This is a genomic window from Truepera radiovictrix DSM 17093 (assembly GCF_000092425.1).
GTDB lineage: Bacteria > Deinococcota > Deinococci > Deinococcales > Trueperaceae > Truepera > Truepera radiovictrix.
Genome location: NC_014221.1, coordinates 2,451,394 through 2,462,797, shown reverse-complemented (window position 1 = coordinate 2,462,797; position 11,404 = coordinate 2,451,394). Strand labels below are relative to the sequence as shown.

The 11,404-nt window shown below is 70.2% G+C and carries 10 protein-coding genes; 3 read left to right on the top strand and 7 right to left on the bottom strand.

Going from position 1 to position 11,404, the window contains the following annotated elements; genetic code table 11:
• Positions 1-52: 52 nt before the first annotated feature.
• Entirely contained in the window at positions 53-808 is a 756-nt protein-coding gene (locus tag TRAD_RS11290; protein ID WP_013178743.1) for an SDR family oxidoreductase, read from the bottom strand.
• A 227-nt stretch (positions 809-1,035) separates the two neighbouring features.
• Between TRAD_RS11290 and TRAD_RS11285 the strand changes: the two genes are divergently transcribed.
• The gene (locus TRAD_RS11285) at positions 1,036-2,004 is read left to right on the top strand and encodes an aldo/keto reductase (protein WP_013178742.1); all 969 of its coding nucleotides are present in this window, start codon (positions 1,036-1,038) and stop codon (positions 2,002-2,004) included.
• A 44-nt stretch (positions 2,005-2,048) separates the two neighbouring features.
• On the opposite strand, the gene TRAD_RS11280 is transcribed toward TRAD_RS11285, so the two are convergent.
• From TRAD_RS11280 to TRAD_RS11265, 4 genes are all read right to left on the bottom strand, one after another.
• Positions 2,049-2,753: a molybdenum cofactor biosynthesis protein gene (locus tag TRAD_RS11280; protein ID WP_013178741.1), complete on the bottom strand. Its 705-nt coding sequence runs from the start codon at positions 2,751-2,753 to the stop codon at positions 2,049-2,051.
• The gene (locus tag TRAD_RS11275) at positions 2,740-3,720 is read right to left on the bottom strand and encodes a DeoR family transcriptional regulator (protein ID WP_013178740.1); all 981 of its coding nucleotides are present in this window, start codon (positions 3,718-3,720) and stop codon (positions 2,740-2,742) included. Before TRAD_RS11275 ends, TRAD_RS11280 begins: the two co-directional genes overlap by 14 nt.
• A 69-nt stretch (positions 3,721-3,789) precedes the next feature.
• The gene (locus TRAD_RS11270; protein ID WP_013178739.1) at positions 3,790-4,986 is read right to left on the bottom strand and encodes a M20 metallopeptidase family protein; all 1,197 of its coding nucleotides are present in this window, start codon (positions 4,984-4,986) and stop codon (positions 3,790-3,792) included.
• The gene (locus TRAD_RS11265) at positions 4,983-5,492 is read right to left on the bottom strand and encodes an EVE domain-containing protein (protein WP_013178738.1); all 510 of its coding nucleotides are present in this window, start codon (positions 5,490-5,492) and stop codon (positions 4,983-4,985) included. The genes TRAD_RS11270 and TRAD_RS11265 overlap by 4 nt, the downstream gene beginning before the upstream one ends.
• 210 nt (positions 5,493-5,702) lie before the next feature.
• On the opposite strand from TRAD_RS11265, the gene TRAD_RS11260 reads away from it, so the two are divergent.
• Positions 5,703-6,890 carry an NHL repeat-containing protein gene (locus TRAD_RS11260; protein ID WP_013178737.1) on the top strand — a complete coding sequence of 396 codons (1,188 nt, stop codon included), beginning with the start codon at positions 5,703-5,705 and terminating at the stop codon, positions 6,888-6,890.
• A 70-nt stretch (positions 6,891-6,960) separates the two neighbouring features.
• On the opposite strand, the gene guaA is transcribed toward TRAD_RS11260, so the two are convergent.
• Positions 6,961-8,538 (bottom strand): glutamine-hydrolyzing GMP synthase, encoded by a 1,578-nt coding sequence (gene guaA, locus TRAD_RS11255; RefSeq protein WP_013178736.1) that lies wholly within the window; start codon positions 8,536-8,538, stop codon positions 6,961-6,963.
• An 82-nt stretch (positions 8,539-8,620) separates the two neighbouring features.
• Positions 8,621-10,114 carry a serine/threonine-protein kinase gene (locus tag TRAD_RS11250; protein WP_013178735.1) on the bottom strand — a complete coding sequence of 498 codons (1,494 nt, stop codon included), beginning with the start codon at positions 10,112-10,114 and terminating at the stop codon, positions 8,621-8,623.
• Positions 10,115-10,334: 220 nt separating this feature from the next.
• Between TRAD_RS11250 and TRAD_RS11245 the strand changes: the two genes are divergently transcribed.
• Entirely contained in the window at positions 10,335-11,387 is a 1,053-nt protein-coding gene (locus TRAD_RS11245; protein ID WP_013178734.1) for an Mrp/NBP35 family ATP-binding protein, read from the top strand.
• The last annotated feature ends 17 nt before the right edge of the window (positions 11,388-11,404 follow it).

Genomic DNA, 11,404 nt, shown 5'->3' with positions numbered 1-11,404 from the left:
ACTCGGAGGCAAAGCGCGCTCGTCTGCCGCGACGCAGCAAAGGGCGTTCGCTTCACTGGGCGGTGTACCCCCCGTCGATGATGTAGGCCTGCCCGGTGATGTAGCCCACCGCGTCGTGGCAGAGAAAGAGCACCAGCTCGGCGACCTCCTCGGCGCGTCCGACCCGCCCTACGGGCTGCACGTCTTTCATCAGCTCGGCTGCGTCGCCGCCCGAAAAGCCGTCGGTCATCGGCGACTTGATGACCCCCGGACAGATGGCGTTGACCCGCACCCCCGCTCTGGCGTGCTCGAGCGCCGCGACCTTGGTGAGGCCGATGACGCCGTGCTTGGAGGCGGTGTAGGCGGCGATGTTGGGGTTGCCGACCACGCCCGCTGTGGAGGCGGTGTTGACGATCGCGCCGCCCGTACCCTGTTTGGCGAGCTGCCGCAGCTCGTGCTTGAGCCCCAGAAACACCCCTTTGAGGTTGACCGCGATGACCCGCTCCCAGTCGGCTTCGGCCAGCTCGGTAAGGGGCGCTTGGGCGCCGACGATGCCGGCATTGTTAAAGGCGTAGTCGAGGCGCCCGTACGTCGAGACGGTCGTCTCGACCATCCGCGCGACGTCCTCTTCGTTGGCGACGTCGACCCTGAGCGTGGTGACCTCGCCGCCGGCGTCGCGGATCAACGCGGCGGTCTCCTCGAGCCCCGCCTCGGCGACGTCGGTGGCGACGACGCGCGCGCCGCGCTCCGCGAACAAACGGGCCGTGGCGCGGCCGATACCGCCGCCGGCGCCGGTAATGAGGGCGACTTTGCCGGACATGGTGGACATGGTGCCTCCAAGGGCTGTCTAGGCAGTACCTACGAGAAGCCGGTACCCGGGTGGTTTGTGGCGCGTGCGTGGGGCGCGCCCCTGTGGGTGTGGCCTCTAGTATAGCGGCTGCGCGTCACGCTGCGGGGCCCTTAGGCCGGGTATGGGGCGGCAAAAGCTGCCTAGCACGCCCTCGGCGTCCCGAAAAAGCGGTTTAGTAGGCGCTGTAGTCCCGTAAGGAGGCGACCATGCACTACCGGCAGCTAGGCAAAACTGGCATTCGCGTCTCTGAGATCGGCTTCGGCGCCTGGGGTATCGGCGGCGGTTGGGGGGAGCGCGACGACACCGCGGCGCTCGCGGCCCTCGAACGCGCCCTCGAGGAGGGGATCACCTTTATCGATACCGCGCTCGGCTACGGCGAGGGGCATTCGGAGCGGCTCATCGGCCAGGTCGTCGGGGGGAGCGACCGGGAGGTCGTGATCGCGACCAAGGTGCCCCCCAAAAACCGCCTCTGGCCCGCGCGCAAAGGGACGACCTTGGCGGAGACGTTCCCCAAAGACTACGTGCTGGCGTGCACCGACCAGTCCCTGCAAAACCTCGGTAAGGAGCAGGTGGACGTCTTGCAGTTTCACGTCTGGGACGATGCTTGGGCGCACGAGGCGGCGTGGCGCGAGACGGTGGAGGAGCTCAAGCGCTCCGGCCGCATCCGCGCGTTCGGTTTGTCTCTCAACGACCACGAGCCGGAAAACGCGCTCGCGGCTCTCGAGACCGGCCTGGTCGACACCGTGCAGGTCATCTACAACATCTTCGACCAAACCCCGGCAGAGCGGCTCTTCCCGGCTTGCGAACGCCTCGGCGTCGGGGTGATCGTCCGGGTGCCGCTCGACGAAGGGGGGCTCACGGGTGCGATCACCCCCGAGACGACCTTTGAGGAGGGCGACTGGCGCGCGAGCTACTTTGCGGGCGAGCGCAAAGCCCAGGTCTACGAAAGGACGCAGGCGCTCGCCTTTTTGACCGAGGACGGCGCCACGCTCGCCGAAGCGGCGCTGCGCTTTACGCTTTCGCACCCCGCCGTCTCGACGGTGATCCCGGGGATGCGGTCGCCGGCGCGGGTCGCGCAAAACGCCGCCGTGTCCGACGGGCGGCTGCTCTCGCCGGAGGTGTTGGCGCGGCTTAAAGACCACGCTTGGCCGCGCAACTTCTACCGCGCAGACTGAGCCCGGCGGTTTCAGGGGTGGCCTCAGCCCAGGGGAACCTGAAGCTAAAGCGTCTCGGCGGCGGCGCTCGAGCCCGCCACCCACTGCGCGCCCGCCTCGGTCACCTCGCGCTTCCAGATGGGCAGGAGCTCTTTGAGCCGGTCGATGGCGGCGTGCGTCGCCTCGAGGGCGGCGCGGCGGTGCTCGGACGAGATCACGATCGCGATCGACGCCTCCCCCGGCGTGAGCCGCCCCAAGCGGTGCGCGAAGACGAGATGGCCGAGCGCGAAGCGGCCGCGGAGCTCCGCGGCGGCACGCTTCATCTGGGTGAGGATCATCGCCTCGTACCCCTCGTAGTCGATGTGGCTGACCGGCTGCCCGGCGTTGGGCGAGCGCACCGTGCCCACGAAGCTCGCGACCGCGCCGTAGCGCGGGGCGACAGCGAGCGCGTGGAGGTGCTCGAGGTCGAGCGCCCCCGAGACGACAAACAGGTGGTCTCGCCCCGCCTCCGCCGCGCCGGAGCCGCCCGCTACGGGCGGGAAAAAGGCGACCGTGTCGCCGGCGGCCGGTACGGCGTCCGGCGCGGCGTAGGTCTCGTTGATCGCGGCGAGCGCCCCCTGGAGGGTGAGCTCGGGGAAGGCGGCCTCGAGCTGCGCGGCGACCTCGCGCACGGTGGCCCCTGCGGGCACCTCGAGCGCGACCTCCTTGCACCCCGCCTGTTCGCGGTAGGTGGCAAAGAGCAGCACCGAGAGCCGGTTAGTTGACCGCACCCTCGAAGCTTCCAAAGCGCTCGGCGACCGTGTCGGCGACCCCGCGGGCGATCATCAGGCTCTCGGGGTAGCGCATCCGCACCGGCCCGAGGAGAAAAAGCCGCGCCTGCAGCTCTCCCCAACCGACCGGCGCCGAAACGAGCGCCAACGATTCCTCGAAAAAGAGCGTCACGGCGTCCCCCTGTTCGGGCTCACCGGACGTTGCGGGGACGGCGGTCGGGCGCTCGGCGCGCTCGAGGGCGAGCCGCACGAAGCTGGGGTCGGCCGATTCGGGCTCAGTGAGCAGGTTGCGTAACCCGTAGCTGAAAAAGCGCGGCGCTTGGAGCTGCGGCCACGCCTCGACGAGCGCCAAAAAGGTGCGCGCGACCCCCTCGGCTTCGCGGCGCGCGATGTCGCTAAGGGCCACCGGAAACTCCCGTACGGGCAGGGCGAGCTGCCGCAGACTGCTCTCGGCGTCGCGCAAGTCGCGCTCGCTGGGCGCCGGGGTGATCTCGAGGGCGAGCTGCCGCACGAGGCCGTTTTGCAGCACCACGACCGCCAAGACGTGGGTGTCTGAGAGGGGGGAGAGGTGCACCTCGAGGGTGAAGAGGTCGTCTTCGGCGGGTAGGCTGACGACCACCGCGTACCCGGAGAGCTCGGCGGCGACGCTCGCGACGCGCTGCAACAGCCCCTCGCCGTGCGCCCCGCGCAGCCGCGCCGAGAGCAGCGCGCGCTGCGCCGCCGGTAGGGGTTGGGGCGGCAAAAAGGAGCGCGCGTAGCGGCGAAAACCCCGCGTCGTCGGGACGCGCCCCGCCGAGGTGTGCGGCTGCGCGAGGTATCCCGCCTCCTCGAGCTTGGAGAACTCGTTGCGCACGGTCGCGCTGCTCACCCGCAAAAGCGCCGCGACGTCCGACGACGGTACCGGTTTAGCCGAGCGGATGTAGCGCTCCGTGACGAGGTCGAGGACCTTTTGCGTCCGCCCTTTCATCCTCCAAGTATACCACCCCCGAGGGGTGGTTTCGTGCGCCCCTTACGGCCAGAACCCTGCGCGAGGGCGTTACTGCAAGTACTCGAGCACGCCCCTAGCGAGCGCTTCGACGGCGACGGCCAGGGCCGCTTCGTCGAGGTCGAACTGCGGGTGATGGTGCGGTTTGTCGGCCCCGAGCGCCGCGTTGCCGGCGCCCACGAAGAAGTAGCAGCCGGGCGCCTGTTGCAGCCAGAGCGCCATGTCGTCGCCGCCCATGGTGGGGACGCTCTCCACAACCCGCTCCTCACCGACGACCGTGGCGGCGACCCGGCGCATGCGTTCGGTCATCGCGGGGTCGTTGATGACCGCCGGGGAGTCGGTGACCCAGCTCAGCTCGAGCGCCCCGCGCAGGCTCGTGACCAGGCCGTGAGCGAGCGCCTCGATGCGGCCCACGAGGCGCTCGCGCGTCTCCGGCAAAAAGGTGCGGAGCGTCCCCTTGAGCTCGACCTCTTCGGGGATGATGTTGTAGGCGGTGCCCGCGTGCAGGCTCGTCACCGACACCACCGCGCTGTCTTGCGGGTCGGTCTCGCGCGAGACGAGGCTCTGGAGCGCGGTGACGAGCTGCGCGGCGATCAGCACGGGGTCGACGCACTCGTGCGGTTTGGCGGCGTGCCCCCCGAAGCCCCGCAGCCGCATCCGAAAGGAGCCCGTCGCGGCCATCGCGGGGCCGCTGCGCAGGGCGATGGTGCCGACCGGATAGTCCGAGATGAGGTGGAGCCCGATGACGGCGTCGGGTGCGAGACCCGCCAGGGCGCCGTCCCCTAGCATCGCGCGCGCGCCGCCGACGATCTCCTCGGCGGGTTGAAAGACGAACACCACGCGCCCCGTGAGGCCGTCGCGGTGCTCGGCGAGGAGCTTGGCGACGCTTAGGAGCACCGCCGCGTGACCGTCGTGGCCGCACGCGTGCATCTTGCCGGCGACCTGCGAGCGGTAGGGGGCGCTTTTCTCATCCTGGATGGGGAGCGCGTCGATGTCGGCTCTCGCCAGCACGGTGCGGCCCGACTTACCCGAGTCGAGCACGGCCACCACACCCGTCTTGCCGACGTTGCGGCGCACGCTGAGGCCCAAGGTCTCCAGCTTGTCCGCGATCACGCTTGAGGTCCGCACCTCCTCGAAGGCGATCTCGGGGTGTTGGTGAAAGTCGCGGCGCTGCGCGATGGTCTCCTCCAGAAGGGCTTGGGCGGCCCTGTGAAGGGCGTCGGCGGCGGGGGTAGGGGGGGTGCTCATGCGGGGGTCCTTTCAGCGAGCGCGTGGTTTACGTCGGTAACACCGGCGAGCTTTAAGATCACCTCGAGTTCAGCTGCGCCGACCGGCATCACGCTGAGGCGGTTGCCGCGGCGCACGAGGGGGAGCCCCTGGAGCTCGGGGTGGGTTTTGAGGGTTTGCAGGCTCACCGGGAGCGGGAGCGCGCACCGGGCCCTGACCGCGACCGCGACCCAGCGGGGCGCCTCCGGCGTGGCTTTGGGGTCGACGTAGGGGCTCTCGGGGTCGAACTGGGTGGGGTCGGGAAACGCCTCGCGCACGACCGTGGCGAGCCCCACTACCCCTTTGGCGCGGGTGTTCGAGTGGTAGATGAGCACGGGGTCGCCGCGGCGCATCTCTCGCAGAAAGTTGCGCGCCTGGTAGTTGCGCACCCCGTCCCACACGGTCGTCCTCTCCGGCGCGGCGAGCAGCTCGGCGAACGAAAAGACCTCCGGCTCGGTCTTGAGGAGCCAGCAGCGGGGGGTGGCCATCGGCCTAAGTATACCGGAGCGCCCCGCCTGCCGACGCGGGGCGTCGCGGGCCCCACCTCGCGACATGAGCCCATCTTAAGTTCCACTTAAGTTTGATGAGTTACGCTCCTCCCATCGGCCAGAGTGCTGCAAAGGAGGGCGATGTGACGGGGTGAGGCGTTGTCGTGCAGGAGTGTCGTTTTGAGGGCTTCTTGAACGGAAAGGATGCTGATGATCACGCGTCAAGCAGTCGGTTTGATCGCGCTTCTCCTTATCTTTATCTCCGCGTGCAGCCAGAGTACCGACCTACCGGCAGCGGCGCTCGAGCCGCAGTTCGGTACCTCCCGTGACGACTATGCGGTCGACGTCGCCGTGCAGCGGCGCTTGGGGCACGTCTACGTCGCGGGGAACTTCGGCGAGCGCGCCTTTTTGCGCCGCTACCGGCGCGACGGTTCGCTCGCGTGGGAGCGCCAGCTGGGAAACCGTACCCGAGCGGTCGCCGCAGCCGTAGACGGCGAGGGCAGCAGCTACCTCGCGTTTGCCGAATACGATGACCCCTGCTGCTTTTTGGGGACGCGCCGCGGCGCGTCGGTGATCAAGTACGGCGCGAGCGGCGCGCAGCTCTGGCGCCGCAGCTACCCCGACCTCCACAGCATGGCGGTCGACGCCTCGGGGCACCTCTACGTGGGCGGGGAGAACGCGGTGCGCAAGTACGCGCCCTCGGGCGCCCTGATCTGGGAGCGCCGGCCGAGCAACCGCGGCGCGCGGATCACCAACGTCGCCGTCGCGCCGAGCGGCAACGTGGTGGCGGCGAGCGACAACGGGCTCATCGTCAAGTACGACGCTCGCGGCACCCAGCTCTTTAGGTCCACCCGCAACTTCCGCTATAGCGGCGCCGTCAACGTGGCCTTGGGGCCCAACGAGGAGATCGCCGCGACCTACACCGACTCGGGGATGGAGGGCACGGTGTTGAGCGCGGGGTTGCGCGTGTTCGCGCCCGACGGCACTGAGCGCTGGGGGGACAGCGTCTACACGTTTGGCAGCTCCGCCTCGCCCGCAGTGACCTTTACCGCCGACGGGCACCTCTACTGGACGACGGAGCACTGGGCGTGTGGTGGCAGCTTCACCTTCGACTACGAGGTGTGGGACCTGACCTGCTCCGGGGACGACGACAGCGACCCGAGCCGCTCCGCCATCTTGGTACGCAAGTACCGCCCGGACGGCGCGGTGGTGTGGTCGCGGGTGTTCAACAAACACCGCCACGGCACGGACGCGAGCGCCGCCATCGCGGCGGCCTCGGCGAGCGAGCTCTACGTCGTCGGCGCCACGGAAAGCCCGGTGAATGGGGTGCGGGCGGGCGGCGTCGACGCCTTCGTGCTCCGCCTCGACAGTCAAGGAAAACGGGTCTGGTCGCGCTAGGCCGAGCCGTGACCCCGCTGGAGGCTCCAGGTGTTGGAGCCTCTTTTTCGCGCCCCTACTCCCACGCGCCCTACTCCCACTCGATGGTCCCCGGCGGTTTGCTGGTGATGTCGTAGACCACGCGGTTGACCTCCGGCACGCTGTTGACGATGCGGCTCGAGACGGTCGCCAGAAAGTCGTGCGGCAGCCGCGCCCAGTCGGCGGTCATACCGTCGACCGAGGTCACCGCTCTTAGCGCGACGGTGTTCGTGTAGGTGCGGGCGTCGCCCATCACGCCGACCGACCTCAGCGGGGTGAGCACCGCGAGCGCCTGCCAGGTCTCGTCGTAGAGCCCGAACTCGCGCAGCGCGCTCACGAAAATGTCGTCGACGCGGCGCAAGACGGCGAGCCGCTCGCGCGTCACCGGCCCCAAGCAGCGGATGGCTAAGCCCGGGCCGGGGAAGGGGTGGCGCTGCGCGAGGTGCGGGGGCAGCCCCAAAAGCGTGGCGAGCTCGCGCACCTCGTCTTTGAAAAGGGTGCGAAAGGGCTCGAGGAGCTCGAAGCGAAGGTCTTCGGGGAGCCCGCCGACGTTGTGGTGCGACTTGATGTTGGCCGCGCCGTGGCCCCCCGAGGACTCGATGACGTCGGGGTAGAGGGTGCCCTGCGCGAGGAAGCGGATGTGGCCCACCTCGGCCTGCTTGTCGCGCACGACCCCGTTAAAGACCTCGATAAACTCGCGGCCGATGATCTTGCGCTTCTCTTCGGGGTCGGCCACCCCCGTCAGCGCCCCCAAAAAGCGCTCCGCGGCGTCGACGACGGTCAAGTTGACGCCGACGCCGCGCAGAGCCCGCTCGACCTCCTCGGCCTCGCCGGCGCGCAAGAGGCCGTGGTCGACGAAGACGGCGGTGAGGCGTTCGCCGATGGCGCGGTTTAGCAGGAGCCCCAGCGTGCTCGAGTCCACCCCGCCGGAGATCGCTAGCAGCACCCGTTCGTCGCCGACACGCTCCCTGACCTCGCGGGTCATGACCTCGAGGATGTGTTCGGGGGTCCAGTCGCGCGCGATGCCGGTGCGCGCCAGAAAGTTCTCCAAGAGCGTGCGACCCTTCGGGGTGTGGTGCACCTCGGGGTGGAACTGCATCCCGTAGAGGCCGCGCTCCGGGTCCTCGATGGCCGCGATCTCGGTGTCTTGGGTGCTCGCGACGACGCGAAAGCCCTCGGGGAGGCGTACGACCGAGTCGCCGTGGCTCATCCAGGCGATAAATTCCCCCTCGACCCCGCGAAACAGCTCGCCGCCGTAGCGCGTCAGCGGCGCTTTGCCGTACTCGCGCACCGTGCTCGGTGCGACCTCGCCGCCGGCGGCGTGCGCGAGGAGCTGCATCCCGTAGCAGATCGCCAGGATCGGTAGGCCAGCCTCCAGGAGGCCTTCCGGCAACCCCGGCGCGCCGGGGTCGTAGACGCTTCTGGGGCCGCCGGAGAGCACCACGCCCTTGGGGCGGTGGGCGCGGATCGCCTCGAGGCTCGAGTCGGCGCTTACGATCACCGAGAAGACGTGCTGCTCGCGCAGCCGCCGCGCGATGAGCCGCGTGTACTGCGAGCCGTAGTCGAGCACGACGATGCTAGCGGGGGCCTCGGGAGCCTCTGCGGGGGGGGGTGGGGTAGGGCTTGCCATCGGGTCCTTTCCGGGTCTTGGCGGGTCGCGGCGCGGTGGTGGGCGCCCGGTGCGGGTTGGGGTGTAAAACGGTCAGCGGAGCTTAAGGGTTGAAGAGGAGCAGCGCGAGGAGGACGAGCGTGGCGATCACCAGCAGCGACAAGAGCACGACCCGGAGGCCGCCGCGCGGGACGGTCGGGTCGGGGGCGCGGTCGTCGATGTCGTCGAACACCTCGAAGTCGTCCGCCTCGGAACGCCCGACGCGCACGCGGGGTGCCTCCTCACGGCGGGGGGGGCGGTCTCGGGCCGGGGCGCTCGGGGCCGCTCGGCTCCGCACCGCCTCGTAGCGCTCGCGCCGCTCCCGGTAGGCTGCGGTCGCGTCCGTGCGTCTGAGGGCGTCGTCCGCTGCGTCAGAGGGGGGTGCGCTCGGTGCGGTGGGGCGGACGTCGGCGGCAGGGGGGGGCGCGTCGGTCTCCCCGGGGGGGGTGGCGTCGGCTCCTGGGGTCTGTCCCTCCGTGCGCGCCTGCACGACCCGCACGGGGGCGAAAGCGTCGCGCAGCCGCGCGTCGGCTGCGCGCTCCGCCTCGTCGTCGGCGACGTCGAAGCCGCTAAAGGCGCCCGCTCGGGGCACCGCGTCGCGGCGAGGGGGTGGGTGCTGAGCGGAGTGTGGCGCGCGTCCCCGCGGCTGCTCGGTCTGTCCCTCGGGGGGGGCGGGTTCGGCCACGGCGTCCTCGGTGGGTGTCGCTGGGGGCGCCTCGCCCGACGCGCCGGCACCCGCGGCCTCGGCGCTCGTCGCGTCCGGTGCCCCTGCGCCCTGCGCCGCTGCGTCGCTGTCGTCGCTGTCACGGTCCGCGGGGGGGTCGGCGACGACGCGGACGGGGGACGCTGGGCGCGGCGCGCTCGCGTCGTGCCAGCTGCAGCGCGCTAGCGCTGCGCAGAGGTCGCGCGCGTGGGGGCGGCTTTCGGGGTCGGCGTCGAGGCAGCTAAGCAGCAGGTCGCGCACCTCGCCGGGCAGGGGACCCGCGAGCGCGCGCATGGTCATCGCCCACGAGAAGACGTCCCCGGCGTAAGAGGCCCCTCCGATGCGTTCGGGGGGGCTGAATTCGCCCGTTTGCAACGGCCACGGCACGCCGTAACCCTCGAGCAGGAAGCGGCGCCGCGGGGGCACGTCCGGGCGCTCCGCCTCGTCGATATAGAACACCCGTTCGGGCCGCAGGTCGCCGTGGATGACCCCGGCCTTGGCGGCGTCGTCGAGGGCGGTGGCGGTCTGACGCAGGAGCGTCCTCGCGTGCCCCCCCGACACGGGCGCCGTGACGGGTTGATAGGAGGCCGAAAAGGCGCTGACGACCTCGCCCGCGCCCGCACCGCGATCGTCCTCGTGATAGCTCGAGGCGAGCAGGACGGGGATAAAAGCGGAGATGCGGCCAGCGGGCGCGGTGGGTTCGCCGGAAAATGCGTAGATGCGCACCGGGAGACCGTTGAGGGGGTCGATCCCGCGGTAGACCTGAACGCCGCCCTCGTCGGCGAGGAGCTCCTGGCGGTGGTAGTGCGCGTGCCGGTGCGTTGGCACCACGTTGGGCCTTTGGCTCGGTTTCATGGGACACCATCCGCGCCCCTGCGGCTGCTACGCGGCCGCCGCGTAGCGCTCGGACCCCTGGGGGGGGCATCCCCCAAGGGTACCAAAGGGGGGTAGTGGGAACCGCTCACACGGTCAGTATAGCCTTAGCGATTCCCGAACGCGCCCCGGCCGGAAGCGGGTGGGGCCGGTGTCGTCAACCCTTGTGAGGGCCCCCGGAAGCTGCTAGCGTAAGCGCATCATGGACATCTCTCGAGAAGCCCTCCTCGACGCCCTCCGCGCGGTGCGCGACCCCGAGATGCGCCGCGACGTGGTGGCGCTCGGGATGATTCGAGCGCTCAGCGCCGAGGGGGGGCGCGTGGCGCTCACCCTCAACCTCACGACCCCCAAAACGCCCCTTAAAGAGGCCCTGGAGCGCGAGGTGCGCGCGGCGCTCGGCGCGCTGCCGGGTGTGACGCACGTCGACCTGTCGTTTGACGCCGAGGTGAGCGCGTCGCAGCAGCGCGAACTGCCGGGGATCAAAAACATCGTGGCGATCGGTTCGGGCAAGGGGGGGGTCGGCAAATCCACGGTCGCGGCCAACCTCGCCGCGAGCTTGGCGCTCGAGGGCGCCGCCGTTGGACTTTTAGACGCCGACATCTACGGCCCGAGCCAAGCCAAGATGTTCGCCGTCGAAGGCAAGCGGCTCATGGCGGACGACGAAAAACGCATCATCCCGCTGCGCAACTACGGGGTTAAGCTCATCTCCATCGCCAACCTCGTCGAGGACGGTCAGGCCCTCACCTGGCGCGGTCCCATCCTGCACGGGACGCTCACGCAGCTACTCAAGCAGACCGTTTGGGGGGAGCTCGACTACCTGCTCGTCGACCTGCCCCCGGGTACCGGCGACGTGCAGCTGTCGCTCTCGCAGCTCGTGCCGGTGACGGGTGCGCTGCTCGTCACCACCCCGCAGGACGTGGCGCTCATGGACGTGCGCCGCGCCTACACGATGTTTCGCAAAACCCACGTGCCGGTGTTGGGGGTCATCGAGAACATGGCCTACTACGCGCTCCCCGATGGCACGCGCGACTACATCTTCGGCGAGGGGGGGGCGCGGCGCTTCGCCGAGGCCGAGGGGCTAGAGGTCTTGGGCGAGATCCCCATCAACCGCGCCGTGCGCGAGGCGGGCGACGGCGGCGCGCCGCTCGTGGTGGCCGCCCCCGAAAGCCCCGACGCGCAGGCGCTGCGCCGCGCCGCGCGCATCTTAGCGGGGCAGGTCAGGTTGCAGAACATGATGGTGCTCCCCGTGCTCTAGCGCCCACGGCCCGCCGC

Bases quoted from the DNA above. Each gene is read 5' to 3' on its own strand.
- TRAD_RS11290 (WP_013178743.1), bottom strand. From the start codon at position 808: ATGTCCACCATGTCCGGCAAAGTCGCCCTCATTACCGGCGCCGGCGGC.
- TRAD_RS11285 (WP_013178742.1), top strand. From the start codon at position 1,036: ATGCACTACCGGCAGCTAGGCAAAACTGGCATTCGCGTCTCTGAGATC.
- TRAD_RS11275 (WP_013178740.1), bottom strand. From the start codon at position 3,720: ATGAAAGGGCGGACGCAAAAGGTCCTCGACCTCGTCACGGAGCGCTAC.
- TRAD_RS11270 (WP_013178739.1), bottom strand. From the start codon at position 4,986: ATGAGCACCCCCCCTACCCCCGCCGCCGACGCCCTTCACAGGGCCGCC.
- TRAD_RS11265 (WP_013178738.1), bottom strand. From the start codon at position 5,492: ATGGCCACCCCCCGCTGCTGGCTCCTCAAGACCGAGCCGGAGGTCTTT.
- TRAD_RS11260 (WP_013178737.1), top strand. From the start codon at position 5,703: ATGATCACGCGTCAAGCAGTCGGTTTGATCGCGCTTCTCCTTATCTTT.
- guaA (WP_013178736.1), bottom strand. From the start codon at position 8,538: ATGGCAAGCCCTACCCCACCCCCCCCCGCAGAGGCTCCCGAGGCCCCC.
- TRAD_RS11250 (WP_013178735.1), bottom strand. From the start codon at position 10,114: ATGAAACCGAGCCAAAGGCCCAACGTGGTGCCAACGCACCGGCACGCG.
- TRAD_RS11245 (WP_013178734.1), top strand. From the start codon at position 10,335: ATGGACATCTCTCGAGAAGCCCTCCTCGACGCCCTCCGCGCGGTGCGC.